Below are 14,489 nucleotides of genomic sequence, written 5' to 3' on the forward strand. Positions count from 1 at the left end.
GAGGTCGCTAGCAGGTTTTAATGCCGAGCTTGCGCACGCCCCGGAGCCAGTTCCCAAGGCGCCTTCTTGCTCCTCCGTTTGGCAGGCGCCGCGGTCGGCGGCTGTACGTAGGTGTCGATCAGCTCACGCAATGCGAGCGCCGAGCCGGGGCTGACTGTGACCGCATCAGTATAACGAAGCTGCCCGCCCGCCTTCAGGCCGAAGCTTAACCGAACCATACCGTCGATGACGTTCAGAAAGACCTGGTTCGCGTAGACCCCCGGGGGGGCCAGCGCGGCCTGTTGCTCAGCACTGCTCGTGTCGTCGTCGCTCATTTGGCTTCCTTCCGCCGCGGAGTTCTTGAACGTTGGTCTGTGCGTGTCGGTTCGACGGCCTGCCGTTTTAATCAACAGCCGAGCTTGTGGTCTCATGTCGACGATGAACCGTAGCTGAACTCAAGTGCGCCGACAGTGCAGCTTCCAGTGCTTCAAAAGACAGGGCGATGATGGAAGCGCCCACTAGGTCGCGCGATGTTGCGATCCGGTCGTGCCCCAACGGTTCAGGTCGATGAGTTCAAAGCGACGGGGTCGCGAGCCCCGCCCTGATCGGGTCGCACCTCGACCTCGGCTATCGCGTGCTGGTGCGCCGCGCCCCTGTTCCAACGCGTGCACGTGGCCATAGAAGGACCGCGGTTCAACGTCCGCAAGCTAGCGGTTTCCGGGCATTGCGCTCACCTTGATTCTAAACCCACACGTGTTAAATTGTGTTATACAACCTTCTTGCGCAACGCATGTAATACGGTGCGCAGAATAACGAACTCGCCATCAGCGAGAAGTAGGGACGGAAACGCCTTGGATCGGACGAAGCTCTATCACGAGCAGGCGACCTATTGTGCTCACTTGCTCACCCGTATTCGCGACCCAAGAAGACGGGCTCTTGTTGAGCAAGAGCATCAAGACTGGCTCTTGCTTTGCAAGGCTGCGCTCGTCGCCCGATTCAGGCGCACGTGGCCGGCTCAGGAAAATCACCGGCCGACGGCATCTATGGCCACGAAGCTGCAGATGAGCATCTGAAGTTCCGGCTCGGCCACGAGCTCCGCCGCGCGACGCTGATGACCACCACCATTCGACCCCTCTCGCGCTGGGTTAGTCCCGGACCCCGCCGGCCCTGCGCGGCTGACGCTCAAGCCCGACGCGCTCAGAGGCGGACTGGTAGCAGGCGACAGCCGCGAGCTTGTGCAGCTGGTGCAAGGTGACCATGCCGCGCCCGACCGTCAGCATCCCCTCGCTCCGCAGCTGCTGCAGCGTTCGGTTGATGTGCACCACGCTGAGCCCGAGCGCGTCGGCGAACACTTCCTGAGTGAGCGGCAGGCGGAAGGAGTTCTCCTTCACGAGACCCACTGCGTCGAGCCGATCGTGAAGCTCGAGCAGAAGGTTCAGCACCCGTTCCTTGGCCGTCAGCCGGCCGATCCGCACGACATGGTCGAACAGCCGCTGCTCGCGTTGACGGATCGCATCTGTAATGGAGGCGGCTGCCCGGTCGCCAGTCTCAAGGACCGCGGCGTCGGCGATCTCCACATTGGTCAAGGCGACCAAGCCGCGGCTGCCGGCGTGCGAGGAGCCGCCGACGCACGCCACATCTCCAGGCAGGAGGAAGGTGAAGATCTGCCGCCGGCCGTCCGGAAGGATCTGCGTCTCGGTAAGCCATCCCGAGACCACGACGATCTGGCGCTTCGCGTTCTCGGGACCGGAAATGCTGGCGCCGACCGGCATGCGCTCCACTCTCCGCCAGAAATTCTGCACATGCCCGACGTCGACCTGTCCGACGTCAGCCGCCTCGGCGAACGCGGCCCCCCCGCCGCGCGCAACAACGCGGCCGGCGCTCAACATAGACATAACCCCCTCCACTAATACACGTAGCTCCGAGTAGAAATACGAATACGGCGGGGTGACTTTGAGTTCCCTTGATTTGATGAACTCACACGCACCGTGCTATTTTGGCCGCGATAAGATCGAAGTGCTGAATTCACCACGTCGTGAACATATTTACCTGTGGTTGAATTCAGTCACATTGATGCTCACAAGCTATGCGGAATTGCCTTCTTCCGGATCACCAATCTACGATGCTTGAGACAACTCAAAGGCGTATTGACAAGGTTCGCCATGGGTCGATTGCACGCCCTTCGTCACCCCGGTGGGACGAACACAGGTAGTCGGATCAAGATGGCCCGGCCAGGCGCGCAGGTGGATTGTCATTCGATCAAGGCGCCGGAATTGGAGCGCTATATCATTTCCGCCCGCGGGCCTTGCTGACTGCAGGGCGCCAATGAAGGAGCTGCGGGTCCAAGTCCGCAGTTGGGCATGGGACATGAGCAACTTCTCCGGGAAGCTGAGGCGGCCGAGCACCTGGCCAAGATGATCAGCTTTCATCCGGACAAGGAGCGTTTGCTCCGCCAGGCCGCCGATCTTCGCGTCGAGGCCGCACTGACTGAAGATCGGTCCTGGGCGACGACCGCTCCGCCCTTGCATGGCGGAAGCGCTTAGGCTTCCCGGCCCAGCGGGCCAAGCGGCGCTGTCCTAGCGTCTCGCGCCAGCACCCGTGTGGGGCCGTCTTTTGGACTGGGTTAGTCCCGGCCGAGGCGCGAGCGGGCGCCTCAAGCGCCGAAAATCCACCCACCCGGCAAGCTTGAGAGCTGCACGCCGACCAGGACCAGCCTGCCGCCGCCGGAGAGGTCGATCACTGTGTCCGCGCCTGATTGGCTCAGGCTGTAGGACTGACCGGGCAAGACCTGGACCCGATCCCCGTCCGCGACGCTGAAGTCCAGCACCCGGTCGAGGCCGCCTCCGGCGAAAAAGTAGAAGACATCCGCCCCGGCGCCGCCTGTCAGTGTGTCATCCCCGAGATCGCCCGACAGCCAATCCCCGCCAGCGCCCCCGTCCAGCAGGTCGTTGGCCTGACCGCCGCGGACGATGTCCGCGCCCTCCCCGCCGGAGCAGGTGTCCGCGCCGAGATTGCCGTTGACGATGTCGTCGCCGGTGTCGCCGAACAGCTGGTCGTTGTCCTTGCCGCCGACCACCCAGTCGTCGCCCTGGCCGCCGACTAGGGTGTCCCGACCCTGGTTGCCCTGCAGCCGGTCGGCTCCCCCAAGACCCGTGAGGCTGTCGTCGCCGCCAGCGCCAAACATCGCGTCGCCGCTCGCACTGCCGAGCCACCAGTCCTCCGCCAGCGGGCAACCAATGAACAGCAGGCTCCCGTCTGGGAACCGGGCGTCGCTACCATGGATGCCAAAGCCGAAATCTATGGAACGGCTGCCCACCGTGATGGTCACGTAGTCCAATGACCAATCGGTCGCGGGTGAAAAAACAAGACTGGCCTGCCAAGCGTTCGCCCCCGGGGTAGCGAACTGCAGCGTGTCACTTGACGCCGAATAGTTCGCGGCCTCGGCAGAGGTGATCGTCTCGAACGTGTAGGCCGTCATCTCGGTCCGATCCATTGGCGCGGCGCCGTCGCTGTTCGCGCGCAGCGGCGGCGCTGGCAGGGCCACGGTTGCACCCACGCTGGGCTTGCCGGTGACGTCCCCGACACAACAGATGAGAAGCGCCCCTGGCAGGTCTCCGTCACCTCTGCGTGAAGCGGACTCGCCGCGGGAACGTCTCGCTGCTGCCAAGCAAACAGTGAGCTAGTCTACGCGGGTGTCGGACGGCTCGGATCGACACATCGAGCCCCAGCGAGCGGGAGCGCCCATAGAGAAGCGCCACGCGCCGGCGATAGTCGTTGCGGCCGCTCACCTGCCACAAGCCTGTGATGCCAGACCGCACCGCTCGACTGATGTCGCCGCGCTCGGGAGGCTCCGCGACATTCGCTCTTGGTGCTCAGCTTCGGCCATTGCGACGTCTAAACGCGCGGCCGCGCTCTGGAGCACCTCCAGCGCCTCGGCACATCGCCGGCGCGCGCAAGCGAGGTCATGCAGGACCCACCGGAAGTTCACCCTGGCGGTGCTAACGTAGGTCGCGACGGCGTCCACGAGTTCCGGTTTGGTCTTCTGCACCAACGCCGCGGCGAGAACGACAGCACGCGCCAAGTCGCCGGCTCCACTGTTCCAACCCTCCCGTGTGAATTCGGCGGCCGCTGCGATCGGCTCAAAGTCGACGACATCCGGCTGGCTTGAAGCTCCGTTGGAGAGATCGGCGTCGTCGAGACACGCGGCGAAGTAGGGGGCGAAATACATGTTCCAGGTGTCCTCTGAAAACTCAGCTAGGACACAACCTCCGGACGACAGCGGAGATTCTATCAAACGACATGAATGCTCTGGTTTCCGCAGAGGCTGCTCCCGCCTGCGACGTCGTGCCGCCCGCCGCGCCAGTCCCGACAGCGTTGGCTCCCCGGGGCGAGTTCGGCGAGCGGCCGCCCGAAACCGGGCCAGGGCGGCGGAAACCTAGCCCAACGCCATCCGGCCGCTGCTGGTCGCCAGCGCGATAAGGCCCAGCACGACGTCACGGTAGAGATAGAAGCCGGACTCCAGGTCCGGCAGCGCGGCCGCCGGGAGTTCCGCCTCGGCCAGGATCGTTGAGTTCAGACCGAGGATGTCGGCCAGCTGAACCGCCAGGTCGCGGGCGAGGTCGGGCGCAAGCGGCGGGGGCGGGCCGTCCAGCATGAAGTCCTCCCACTCCATCAGGTCGAACAGGAACTGCCCCGCCTTGTAGACCGGATGCCGCGAGATCGCGTCGGCCCAGGCCGCGGCTCGATCCGGGTCGGCCTTGCGCAGAGCGACGCCGAGGCGGGCGAGGGTGCAGAGACCGGCGCGAAGCACCAGGTTCTGCGCGCTCAACAGCTCGAACAGGGCTCGGTCGGCGGGCCCGAACGCGGCCGGCGGCTCACGGCCCGCGGCCATCAGAGCGGCCTCGTGGTGACATAGTAGGCCACCTGGCGCAGGACCGCCTTGGCCGAGTTCTCCGGCACGAACGCCAAGTCGCGTTCAAAGCGCCTCACCCCCTCCTGGGCGAGCTTGTCGGCCAGGGCGATGGCGTGGTCGATGGAGCCGTAGCGCTTCATGGCGTCCAGCATCTCGATCGCCATGTCGAAGGTCTTCTCCGTGCGGGGCAGGCCGTTTATCGCGCTCATCCGGGCGCGCACGGCGGAATCGGCCGAGCGGAACAGATGGATCATCATCACCGTGCGCTTGCCCTCCAGCAGGTCGCCGAGCGCTTCCTTGCCGTAGAGGGCGGTGTCGCCGATCAGGTTCAGCACGTCATCCTGGATCTGGAAGGCGATCCCGATAAGGCGGAAGGCTTCATTGAACCGGTCGAGCCGTTCGGGCGCGGTTTCGCCAGAGCAGACGGCGCCCAGCCGGCAGGGGCTGATGCAGGTGTACCAGCCGGTCTTCTTCGTGCTCATCCGGCTGTAGTCGGCGTCCCGCAGGGGGACGAAGTTGCGCCGGATCCAGCCAAGCTCCACGGCCTGTCCCTCCACCGTCTCGCGGCACATGTGGAGGATCTCATGGATGACCCCCAGGGTCCGGGCGAGCCCCAGTTGCGGAAGGTTGGAGAGCACCAGGTCGACGGCGAAGAGGTTCATCGCGTCCCCGGTGTTCACGGCGAGGCCGACGCCATGGCTTTCGTGCAGCGTGGGCTTGCCGCGCCGGTGGGTGGATTCGTCGGCGATGTCGTCGTGCACAAGGAAGCCGTTGTGGAACATCTCCAGCGCCGCGGCGGCGCGGATGGCGTCGTCCGCCCGACCGCCCAAGGCCATGCAGGTGGCCAGCACCAGCGTGGGCCTGAGGCCCTTACCCTCCCGCTTCACATAGTCGATCATGAGGTCGTAGAGCTCGGGACCGGGCTGGCGCTTCGGCACCAAGGTGAGGATCTCGTCCACCACGCGGCGCTTCAGTCGCCGCATGGTCTCGTCCAGGTCGTTGTCGAAAAGCTCCGGATGATCGGCCCAGCTTCGCCCTTCGCGCCCGTCCCAGAGGCTGCGGCCCGGCGCCAGCACCGGCTCGACGTCGTCGCGGAAGAGCTCGACATCGGCGGGATAGCGATGGTTGAGGTAGTCGAGCGCCGGCCACCGCACGTCGCCCCAGAACGCCGGTCCCGTTCGCCGGACGCTGGCGGTCGTGGTCGCCGGTTCGCTCCAGCGCTCCGGCGGGGACAGGTCGCGGTATGCGCACCACAAGGCCTGCACGGCGCGCAGACCGGAGGCGCGCTGCGCCAGGAGGCTGAAACATCGCCAGGTGGCCAGCAGTTCGTCGCGCGACCCGCGGACGTCGAAGCTCTTTTCGAAGACGGCGTCGACCGGACGGTGCTGGGCGTCGAACAGCAACTTCAGCGCCCGGTCGTCGAAGCGCACCTCGACGGCGGGCGCCGCCAGGCGCTCCCGGGCGGCCAGCAGGCGACTGTGCTCGCGGTGGAGCGAGGCGTGACTCCCGTCGCCGAAGTGCAAGGCCAGCCGGATATCGCCCAGCTCGTGCGCCGCCGCCGCCGCGATCGCCGGAGCGCGGGCGGCAAGGGTCTCGACGGTCGCCACCAGCAGGTCCGCGGCCGCCTTAATCATGCCGGGCCCCGCCCGAGAACTCGACAATCCCGCGGGTCTGGATCTCGAACCGCTCCCCGTCGAGCGAGCCGGCCAGGACGCAGTCGCCGACCACCTCGTGCACGCTGAAGGCCGGCAAGCTCGTTTCGCTGGGGATCACCACCCGGGCGCAGGCCTCGGCCTCGAACTCCAGCACCGCCCAGTCGTCCGCCATTCGGGCGCTGATCATCAGGCGCTTCGGGACCGGAGCCATCGGCCGCACGCCAAAAAGCCCTGCGAGCGGCGGCGTGAGGGTCACATGTTCCCGGGCCAGTTCGCCGCGGACAGCGAACGTCACGCGGCGGCGCGGGAAATGGCGCCGCATCACCCCATCTTTCCAGAGCATGAAGGAGGCCGTGGTCGCGTCAGCGGGCCACTGCGGCTTGATGAAGGTGAAGACCCCCGCATAGGTCGGCGGTCGGTCGCCCTCCGAGCTGAGATCGTTGGCGAATCCGAAGACCCACTCATCCAGCTCGGGCCAGCCCCAACGGCCGCGAACGCGCTCATGGTAACCCACGGCGTCGATCTCCACCTCGCGCCCGTGAAACCGCCAGCGTCCGGCGGCGCGCACGCCGGTCTCGGATTGCCAGCGCAGGTGATGGCTGCCCGCGAAGACCGCGCACTGGCTGGTGCAGGGCCGGCTCGTACGGCGAAGCATGAGGTCCACCGCAGGCTCGCTCGCGACGGCGGCGATCTGCAGGCGGCCTGGCTCGTGCAGAGGCATGGGCTGTCGGAAGGCTGACCACGCCGGGCGCGAAATGTCTGCGTTGAACTGGCTCGACGCCCACGGCCTGCCGCGCTCGTGCAGCAGCAGGATGGTGGTTACGCGGGTGGCGTCTTCCGTATCTTCGTCGGGCGGACCCAGCCAGGCAGAATTCGCCACTAAGCTGTATCGACCATCGCGCGATAGGAAGGCATAGTGAAGCCAGCGGCGCTCCACGCCGTCGGCTAGCCGCTTTGCCGGGAACGGGCCGCAAGGTCCTAAACCGGTGGGTTCAGCCCATAGTTCTGGGTCGTTGAATTTCGCCACGCGTTTCCGGAACCGTGCTGCCCGACACGCTGTCGAAGATAGCAATAATGTTGATCTACATAAAAGCTTTTTTGTTTGCGGTATACTTGCGCGATCGCGATGGATACATATTCATCGCGTCGTGAGATTTCGAGGTATCGAGATGTCGCGAGACAAAGGCGATGATGACAAGGGCGGACCGAAGGCGTCGTCAGCTCGCAGCAAGGCCGGGCTGACCGGCGCGCCGCCGGATCGGGCAGGGTCGCGGGCCGCAGCGGGCCTCAAGCACAGGTTGTCGCCCCTGAAGCCCCCGAAGACGTTCGAGACCCTTGAGGTGAAGGACCACCGCGGCGTGGCCGTGGCCTTCCGAAAGATCGCCGCGCGGATCTCTGAAGATCCCGAGTTCGGCGTGATGATGGCGATCAACCCCGTGCTCGCCATGGAACGGTACGGGATCAAGCTGACTCCTGAAATGCAGGACCATGTGCTGCGCGCGGTCCGCCATCCGCCCCGCCTGCGGACCCGCCGCGAGGCGCTTGAGGCGAAGCTGACGGAGGCGTTGGGGACGCCGCCGCGAGTCGATGACGAGACCTGGCTCGCGCAGGTCCTTTTCGACCGTCTCGGCCTCGAGCCACGGATGGTCGGCGACGCTCAGCCGGCCTACCGCCCGCCGCTGAACGCCGAGGTGATGACCCGCATCAAGCCGGTGCGGCCGGCGGGCAATAAGCGCTATCCCGGTCCGCGGCGCTTGGCGGTGCGCTCCAGCATCGGCATGAAGCCGTGGAAGGAGGCGGTCCGGCGCCTTGATCTCGGCGCCGCGGTCCCGGACCTGCCGCCGGCGGCGGAACGACCGCAGTCGGTCACGCTCGAGACCGCCTGGTTCTACAAGGACCGGCACGAGTTGGCTCGCGACCTCGTCGAACTCGGCCAGATCCAGCGGATGGCCTTCCCGATCCGCACGCCGGAAGCCTTCCGGAAGATCGCCTCGGGCGAACAGCCGAACGCCTTCCGGTCGTGGATCACATCGGTCCGCTTCAAGGATCCGGGCGGGAGCATGAAGCCGTGAGCCTGACCTCCAACTTCGACTTCTGCGTCGAGTTGGGTCTCGCGCCTGTGAAGGCGATCTTCCATCTTGCGCTTAAGAACGAGGCGCTGTTTCCACACAACATCGGCCCATTCGACCGCACCTATTCCGGGCGCGCCATGTCGATCTCGGTGCGGCTGATCGACGACAACGACAGTCCTGCCGACCTTACGTTCCAGGACAGCGCCCACATCGTCTTCACCCTCCCCTTCGAGGTCACCGCCGAGATCCCGGACGCGCCGGATCCGGCGCTCGCTCGCGTGACGCTGCGCTCGGCGGTGCAGGTTCCCGGCGCCCTGGCCACCTGGCAGGTCGATGGGAAAGACCAGCTGGGGGTCGATTTCGCGGGCGTCGAGGCTGGCGCCGTCAACGTTCCGGCGGTCTCCGGTCTGCCGGCCCTGGACTCCGCCCGCTTCGAAAACGCGATCCATGAGCGCTACGACGACCTTCCCACGCACACCTTCGCCCAGGCCGGCAATACGCTCGTCCTCTATGACGGCGTGCGAGACACCTCCCTGAGCCCGCCGAACAAGAGCGGCAACCCGCCGATAACGGCCGTGCTCGAACCCCATGGCGCGAGCCAGTTCCTGAAGGTCACGCTGCCGATCCACGCCACCGTTCCTACGGCGGTCTTCGCCCAATACGGGGTCGTCACCTTCTGGCGGGAGGTGGTCGCCACCGACAGTTCGGTCTCGGTGAACATGGGGACCGCGCCGGCCGACCCGGCCCTGGCGACGGTCGTCGCGTTCGACGGCTCGCATCCCGCCGAAGGGCTCATCGTCACTCAGCTGACGCCGCTGGTGAACGCCCAGCTGGCCGGCTTCGGGACCATCACCGAGCCGTGGTTCACGGAAGCCTCGGCCAAGGCCGTCATCGCCGCGGAGGCGGCCGCCTACCTCGCCGACAAGCGCTACCCGATGTACACGCCCGACAGCGGCGATCCCGACGAGCCGCTCGCGACGCCGAAGGGGTTCCTGCTGCCGGCGGACGGGGTGCTGGCGATCCTCATGAACCGCCGCAGCGGGACGGAGGCCGACGACGTCCCGCCGGACAATTTCCTGGGCGGGGGCTCGCTGGCGCTGGCGGTGGGCCGCGCGAAGCTGGACGAGATCATCGCGGCGTCGATCGACTCCGCCTTCCCCGACCTCAAGAACGGCAGCCAGTTCATCGAGACGGAAGAGGGCGACGCCGACCTCAAGCGCCTCACCGTCACGCCATCCGACCCGGGCGCTCATGACGAAGCGCGCGGACATCTCTGGGCGGAGGGCGAGGCGGAGGTGCACATCGACTGCTGGCCGGACCCCGACGTCACCTTCTCCGGTCCGATCTTCCTCAATGTCGTCGTCACCGAGACGGACGAGACCTGTTCGATCGAAATTGATCCCGAGATGGGCGAGTTCGACGCCGGGCAAAGCTGCTGCGACGTCTTCGTCGACCTGATCATTCCGATCGTGGGCTGGATCATGCTGGGCGTGATCGAGGGCATGATCGACGATGTGGGCGGTCGCCTGGCGGAGGAGTTCGCCGACGATCAGGCCCGCGAAATCGAGGCGATCCCGCCGGTGGTGGTCGGCGTCGCGGAACTCCAGTCGTGCCTGGAAGGGCTTGAGATCTCCAGCCAGGGCCTCGTCTTCCCGGGAAAGCTGCGCGTGCGGCGCGAGGGGACGAGCTTCGAGGACCTCGCCGAGTCGGGAGACCTGCCCCGGCCATGACCCCGCGCTCATCCGATCGACCAGGAGGCTGAACATGCCCACGCAACGTGGCTTCATCGAAAAGCTGGAGATCGGCCGCCAGGGGTTGGTGGTCTTCTCGCTGCTGCACGACGACGGGAGCCAGGCCGACTATCGCATCCCCGACCTCGACGCCGACCCGGAGCGGTTCAATGAACGCCTCTCGAAATTGGCGATCCTGCGCGACGCCATGGACTCGGCCGAGCCGGTCGAGGTGGAGTTCGAGACGCGCGAGGCCGAACGGGTGGCCGAGCGGGTCGCGCGGATTACGCGCGACGGCCTGGACCCGGCCGGCGAGACCCGCGCCGTCAGCGGCCTGATCGTCGGCGTCAGCGTCAACGCGACGAACCGGACCGGCGCGCGGGGCGAGGCGGCCGATCTCGCCACCATCGTCGTCCTGGGCGCGACGGGAGGGGCGGAGACCTGTCTGCTCGATCTGCAGAACGCCGAACGCGGCGTCGCCCAGGCGCAGCTGGACATGATCCGCGAAGCGCAGGCCTCAGGCCAGACGCTCCGCCTGGGGATCGACGAGAAGACCCGCCGCATCAAGACCGTCTCCTCCGGAGGGGGCGAGGGACTGGGGGGAGGCGGCGAAGGAGAAACCCTCGATGGATTTGTCGAGACCGTGGCTCACGCCCCGGGCGCCGGCGGGTTCGCCGACATGGCCATCGTCGAGCTCACCACGGCGCCGCCGTTCTCGGGCGCGGGCAACACTGTCGAGCTCCTGCCGTTCACGCCTGAGGAGCGGCGTTTCCTGGTGGTCATCGGATCGGTGGAATACGAGCTGGTGATGGCGGCGTTGCGCGACAAGCTGCGCCTGCGGATCGTGGCGGGCGCGCTCGGCGGACGCACCAATGGCGGCGGCGACTCGCAGGACGACGGCGCCGGAAACGACACCATCCCGCGCGTCCGGCTAGGGACGGCCTCGATGGTCGGCGGCGCCTCGGCCGCCGCCAAGGGGCCGCTCATGCTCGTCCGCGGCGCCCAGCTTCTGCACGCCCTGGCCTCGGCGAGCCGGCCGGTCTGGATCCAGGTCTCGCGCAAGAGCCTGGATGTCGGGCCCGAGGCGGCCTGCACGGAGGGCCTCCCCTCGAGCGACCTGACGCCGCGCACCCTGCGCGACCTCCACCTGCCGTACAAGGCCGCGTGGATGGGCCTCGGCTGCTTCAATCACGGGGTCTATCGCTTCCAGTTCGCCATCGGCACGCCCTTCGCGGTCGAGGTCGACGGGGAGCCGCTCTGCGTTCATGCTTCGAGCGACGGCGCGACCCAGTTCGCCCATGCCTGCCTCGACGGCGAGCATGAGGTGAAAGTGGTGCTGGACGCCTGGACCTGTGACCAGGCGTTCAACATGGACCTCTACCGGATCCGTTAGGAGACCCGCTCATGGCCGACGGCGAAACCCGCATCATCACCCAGCCCGAGGGCGAGGCCTTCGACCTTCGCCACCATGGCGGCGTGGCTCTGCATGGGCACGCCAAACTCGATCCGTTGCGGCACCAGCACGACGGCGAGATCGTGCACGGCTCCAATCCTGAGCGGCCGCTCGTGCACATGGTCCTCTGGGACGAGGACCGTCCCTGCGAGATCAGCGGCCGCGTCGTACTGGGCGGCGATCCGGATCAGCCGGTCCAGGTGGCCATGCGGCACGCCTTTCCGGACGAGCACCGGCAGTCGCACGCCCTGCGCACCGCCCTGTCGGACCCCATCCACCATGCGCTGCAGATGCGCACGCCGCTCCAGGTCCGCTTCTGCAACACCTGGCACATCGCGTCGGACTACAGCCTGGAGATCAACCTCGGCCGCAACCGACTGATCGCCGTGCGCCTGACCGGGGCCACCGTCGCCAAGCCGCAGCCCTGCGAAGGCGAAGAGCCCTGTCCGCCGCCCGTCGTGACAGCGCCGCTGCACCCGTGAGGACCCCATGAGTCAGCCCCCGCCGCCCTCGAGCCCCAGCGAAGACCTCACCCGCAGCGTCGTCGACGTGATTGACGCCGCGTTCGGCGTCGGCGTCGCTCTGGCCCGCACGGCCGCTCGGGTCACGGCGCCGACCTCCGAGGTGGCGACGCCGGTCAACGACGCGCCGATCCCGGCGATGATCCACTATTCGCTCGCGGCGGCGACCAACCTCGTCGGAATGGTCACCACCGCCATCAGCGCGGGCGGCCGGGCGGCGGCGCCGGCGCCGGGCCAGGCCCCGGCGAGCCGGGGCGGGCCGCGGGTGCGCGCCGGGACGACCCTGAGGGTCCCGCTTTCCATCGAGAACCCCGGCGAACGCCCCATGACCGGTCTGGCGCCCCTGGTCCGCGCGATCCGTCAGGAGGGCGTCGAAGCCGTCGGCCTGTCCGCCAAGGACATCCGTTTTGCGCCGGCGAGTCTGGAAGTGGCGCCGCGCGACTTCGAGAAGCTGACGGTGTTCGTCACCGTCCCGGAGACCGCCGCGCCAGGGCGCTATGAGGTGGTGCTGGCTCTCAAGGACGACGGCGAGGACCTGCCCTTGAGCTTCGAGGTCGCGGCGCCGGAGTGAGGGCGCCGGGCGCTCAGGCCGTCCGGGCCGCGATGGCCGGGCGCGGCTGGTCGAGGAAGCCTTCGAAGGCGTCGCGGACCACCACATAGCCCGTCGCCGCCGCGTCGAACCCCAGGTCCACGGCCCGATGCGCGTCCGCCCGCAGCGCCCGGAACAGCGGATGGGCCCGGCCGAGCTCGAGCGCCTCCTTGGAGGCCAGTCGGTCGCGCGCGTCTTCCGCCACGGTGAGAAGCATGGCGAGCTCGCGCTCCGCCACGCCCCCGGCGTCCTCCACGAGCGCCCGCGCATTTCGCGCCAACACTCTGACCGAGCGGATCACGTCCTCCAGCCCGGCGGCGTCGCGTTTGGTGTCCTCGGCCATGACGGCTCCTGTCTAAGCGCGGGCCGAATCCGGCTCGGCCCTGTCGAAGTCGCTCAATCCTGCCGGCAGGCGGAACGAGATCATCTCCGGCTTGCCGAACTCCTCGATCACGAGCCCTGGAGAGAGCGCCGTCAAGCGCTCGATCGTGCTCGCCACCAGATGCTCCGGCGCCGAGGCGCTCGACGTCAGGCCCAGCGTGCGAAGGCCGGTGAGCCACTCCGCCTGGATCTCCTCCGGGCGTTCGATCAATTGGGCCGCCACGCCCTCGCCCTGCGCCGTCTCCTTGAGGCGCTGCGAGTTCGAGCTGTGCGGCGCGCCGATCACCAGGATCAGGTCGCAGGCTTCCGCCAGCTTGCGCACGGCGTTCTGTCGGTTCTCCGTCGCGTAGCAAATGTCCTGGGCGTGAGGGGCGATGATGTGCGGGAAGCGCCGGCGCAGCACGGCGATGATTCCGCGCGCGTGGCTGACCGAAAGGGTCGTCTGGGTGACGTAGCCCAGGTTGTCCGGCGTCGGCGGGGCGACGGCCTCGGCCTCCGCGTTCGACTCGACCACCATGACCGCCGCGGCGCCCGTGTGCTCGTAGTGCCCGATGATGCCCTTGACCTCCACGTGGTCGCGGTGGCCGATGACGATGACGCTGCGCCCCTGACGTGCGTGGCGCGCGACTTCCAGATGCACCTTGGACACCAGGGGGCAGGTCGCGTCGATCAGCCTCAGAGACCGGTCGCCGGCTTCGCGGAACACGCTGATCGGCGCGCCGTGGGCGCTGACGACAGCCAGCGCGCCGAGCGGGATCTCGGACACGTCCTCGACGAAGACGGCTCCGCGGGCGCGGAGATGCTCCACCACCACGCGATTGTGGACGATCTCGTGGCGCACGAAGACCGGCTCCTCGGCCGTGCTCAGCATCTGCTCCACGATCGCGATCGCGCGTTCCACCCCGGCGCAGAAGCCCCTGGGGTTGGCCAGAAACAGCTTCACGTCACCCTCCTGGTCGAGAGAGGTGTTCAGAGATTTCGAGAAAACGCAGGCCCAGATCCACCAAACTCCAGCGGATCACACAGGCTTTCATGCAACTATGAGAAGAGTAGACTGCATCTCTGAATTCGTAAACCGCCACCTGATAACAAAAATCTCGCGGCCCTCTACGCTGGAGTTGGACGGTCTTCCCGACCTTCGCGTCGTAGCCAATTTGCCCCGACTGCCTCCACCACGACATTCCCTCAAGGATCAGG

General features: G+C 67.2%; 14 protein-coding genes. 5 read left to right on the top strand and 9 right to left on the bottom strand.

The annotated features are described in order from the left end of the window. Positions 1 to 17: 17 nt before the first annotated feature. The 7 genes from ACSQ2B_RS14405 to ACSQ2B_RS14435 form a co-directional block, all read right to left on the bottom strand. Positions 18 to 314 (bottom strand): hypothetical protein, encoded by a 297-nt coding sequence (locus ACSQ2B_RS14405; protein WP_436050799.1) that lies wholly within the window; start codon positions 312 to 314, stop codon positions 18 to 20. Positions 315 to 1,124: 810 nt separating this feature from the next. Further along, positions 1,125 to 1,874 carry a Crp/Fnr family transcriptional regulator gene (locus tag ACSQ2B_RS14410; RefSeq protein ID WP_436050801.1) on the bottom strand — a complete coding sequence of 250 codons (750 nt, stop codon included), beginning with the start codon at positions 1,872 to 1,874 and terminating at the stop codon, positions 1,125 to 1,127. Between the two features lie 758 nt (positions 1,875 to 2,632). Then, positions 2,633 to 3,457: a calcium-binding protein gene (locus ACSQ2B_RS14415; RefSeq protein WP_436050803.1), complete on the bottom strand. Its 825-nt coding sequence runs from the start codon at positions 3,455 to 3,457 to the stop codon at positions 2,633 to 2,635. A 306-nt stretch (positions 3,458 to 3,763) separates the two neighbouring features. Continuing rightward, a complete protein-coding gene (locus ACSQ2B_RS14420; protein WP_436050805.1) occupies positions 3,764 to 4,207 on the bottom strand; it encodes a hypothetical protein in 444 nt (147 codons plus the stop codon). A 207-nt stretch (positions 4,208 to 4,414) separates the two neighbouring features. Then, on the bottom strand, positions 4,415 to 4,870 hold the full coding sequence (locus tag ACSQ2B_RS14425) for a hypothetical protein (protein WP_436050807.1): 456 nt from the start codon (positions 4,868 to 4,870) through the stop codon (positions 4,415 to 4,417). Beyond that, positions 4,870 to 6,525: a polyprenyl synthetase family protein gene (locus ACSQ2B_RS14430; protein WP_436050808.1), complete on the bottom strand. Its 1,656-nt coding sequence runs from the start codon at positions 6,523 to 6,525 to the stop codon at positions 4,870 to 4,872. The genes ACSQ2B_RS14425 and ACSQ2B_RS14430 overlap by 1 nt, the downstream gene beginning before the upstream one ends. Next, positions 6,518 to 7,426, bottom strand: a complete 909-nt coding sequence (locus ACSQ2B_RS14435) for a hypothetical protein (protein ID WP_436050809.1) — start codon at positions 7,424 to 7,426, stop codon at positions 6,518 to 6,520. Before ACSQ2B_RS14435 ends, ACSQ2B_RS14430 begins: the two co-directional genes overlap by 8 nt. Positions 7,427 to 7,715: 289 nt before the next feature. On the opposite strand from ACSQ2B_RS14435, the gene ACSQ2B_RS14440 reads away from it, so the two are divergent. The 5 genes from ACSQ2B_RS14440 to ACSQ2B_RS14460 are packed head-to-tail and all read left to right on the top strand — an operon-like array spanning position 7,716 to position 12,893. Beyond that, positions 7,716 to 8,618 carry a hypothetical protein gene (locus ACSQ2B_RS14440; protein WP_436050810.1) on the top strand — a complete coding sequence of 301 codons (903 nt, stop codon included), beginning with the start codon at positions 7,716 to 7,718 and terminating at the stop codon, positions 8,616 to 8,618. Beyond that, a complete protein-coding gene (locus ACSQ2B_RS14445) occupies positions 8,615 to 10,348 on the top strand; it encodes a hypothetical protein (protein WP_436050812.1) in 1,734 nt (577 codons plus the stop codon). Before ACSQ2B_RS14440 ends, ACSQ2B_RS14445 begins: the two co-directional genes overlap by 4 nt. A gap of 34 nt (positions 10,349 to 10,382) precedes the next feature. Beyond that, the gene (locus ACSQ2B_RS14450) at positions 10,383 to 11,741 is read left to right on the top strand and encodes a hypothetical protein (protein WP_436050814.1); all 1,359 of its coding nucleotides are present in this window, start codon (positions 10,383 to 10,385) and stop codon (positions 11,739 to 11,741) included. An 11-nt stretch (positions 11,742 to 11,752) separates the two neighbouring features. Beyond that, a complete protein-coding gene (locus ACSQ2B_RS14455) occupies positions 11,753 to 12,283 on the top strand; it encodes a hypothetical protein (RefSeq protein ID WP_436050815.1) in 531 nt (176 codons plus the stop codon). A 7-nt stretch (positions 12,284 to 12,290) separates the two neighbouring features. Next, positions 12,291 to 12,893 carry a hypothetical protein gene (locus ACSQ2B_RS14460; RefSeq protein ID WP_436050816.1) on the top strand — a complete coding sequence of 201 codons (603 nt, stop codon included), beginning with the start codon at positions 12,291 to 12,293 and terminating at the stop codon, positions 12,891 to 12,893. Positions 12,894 to 12,906: 13 nt separating this feature from the next. Here ACSQ2B_RS14460 and ACSQ2B_RS14465 read toward each other — a convergent pair whose 3' ends face one another. Together ACSQ2B_RS14465 and ispH are read right to left on the bottom strand one after the other, a co-directional pair. Next, positions 12,907 to 13,254, bottom strand: a complete 348-nt coding sequence (locus ACSQ2B_RS14465; protein WP_436050818.1) for a hypothetical protein — start codon at positions 13,252 to 13,254, stop codon at positions 12,907 to 12,909. Positions 13,255 to 13,266: 12 nt separating this feature from the next. Further along, positions 13,267 to 14,235 carry a 4-hydroxy-3-methylbut-2-enyl diphosphate reductase gene (gene ispH, locus ACSQ2B_RS14470; protein WP_436050820.1) on the bottom strand — a complete coding sequence of 323 codons (969 nt, stop codon included), beginning with the start codon at positions 14,233 to 14,235 and terminating at the stop codon, positions 13,267 to 13,269. Between the last annotated feature and the right edge of the window lie 254 nt (positions 14,236 to 14,489).

It is taken from the genome of Phenylobacterium sp. LjRoot225 (assembly GCF_964252855.1).
GTDB lineage: Bacteria > Pseudomonadota > Alphaproteobacteria > Caulobacterales > Caulobacteraceae > Phenylobacterium.

What these genes read in the sequence shown, in the direction of transcription:
- ACSQ2B_RS14405 (WP_436050799.1), bottom strand. Translation starts at nt 314, where the DNA reads ATGAGCGACGACGACACGAGCAGTGCTGAGCAACAGGCCGCGCTGGCC.
- ACSQ2B_RS14410 (WP_436050801.1), bottom strand. Translation starts at nt 1,874, where the DNA reads ATGTCTATGTTGAGCGCCGGCCGCGTTGTTGCGCGCGGCGGGGGGGCC.
- ACSQ2B_RS14415 (WP_436050803.1), bottom strand. Translation starts at nt 3,457, where the DNA reads ATGACGGCCTACACGTTCGAGACGATCACCTCTGCCGAGGCCGCGAAC.
- ACSQ2B_RS14420 (WP_436050805.1), bottom strand. Translation starts at nt 4,207, where the DNA reads ATGTATTTCGCCCCCTACTTCGCCGCGTGTCTCGACGACGCCGATCTC.
- ACSQ2B_RS14425 (WP_436050807.1), bottom strand. Translation starts at nt 4,870, where the DNA reads ATGGCCGCGGGCCGTGAGCCGCCGGCCGCGTTCGGGCCCGCCGACCGA.
- ACSQ2B_RS14430 (WP_436050808.1), bottom strand. Translation starts at nt 6,525, where the DNA reads ATGATTAAGGCGGCCGCGGACCTGCTGGTGGCGACCGTCGAGACCCTT.
- ACSQ2B_RS14440 (WP_436050810.1), top strand. Translation starts at nt 7,716, where the DNA reads ATGTCGCGAGACAAAGGCGATGATGACAAGGGCGGACCGAAGGCGTCG.
- ACSQ2B_RS14450 (WP_436050814.1), top strand. Translation starts at nt 10,383, where the DNA reads ATGCCCACGCAACGTGGCTTCATCGAAAAGCTGGAGATCGGCCGCCAG.
- ACSQ2B_RS14455 (WP_436050815.1), top strand. Translation starts at nt 11,753, where the DNA reads ATGGCCGACGGCGAAACCCGCATCATCACCCAGCCCGAGGGCGAGGCC.
- ACSQ2B_RS14460 (WP_436050816.1), top strand. Translation starts at nt 12,291, where the DNA reads ATGAGTCAGCCCCCGCCGCCCTCGAGCCCCAGCGAAGACCTCACCCGC.
- ACSQ2B_RS14465 (WP_436050818.1), bottom strand. Translation starts at nt 13,254, where the DNA reads ATGGCCGAGGACACCAAACGCGACGCCGCCGGGCTGGAGGACGTGATC.